This window comes from Spirulina sp. CCY15215, assembly GCF_016888125.1.
GTDB lineage: Bacteria > Cyanobacteriota > Cyanobacteriia > Cyanobacteriales > Spirulinaceae > CCY15215.
Genome location: NZ_JACSWA010000195.1, coordinates 1 through 202, shown reverse-complemented (window position 1 = coordinate 202; position 202 = coordinate 1). Strand labels below are relative to the sequence as shown.

The window sequence follows — 202 nt, the reverse complement described above, 5'->3', positions numbered from 1 at the left end:
GCGATCGCCCCGATAGTGCTAGTTTTCCCCTAGAGGCGATCGAAGTGCAAGGAAACACGGTTTTTACCCCAGAAGACTTAGATGCCATCATTAAGCCACTCCAAGGGCAAAACGTCACCCTCAATCAACTCAGAGATGTTGCCAATACCCTCACTCAATTATATATTAATGAAGGGTATATTAACTCCCGCGCTGTCTTAAA

At 45.5% G+C, this 202-nt stretch carries 1 protein-coding gene; it reads left to right on the top strand.

Annotation, left to right across the window (positions count from 1 at the left end):
• Positions 1-202, top strand: a 202-nt coding sequence (locus JUI58_RS01090; protein ID WP_204101896.1) for an FtsQ-type POTRA domain-containing protein, incomplete at both ends; no start/stop codon positions are given.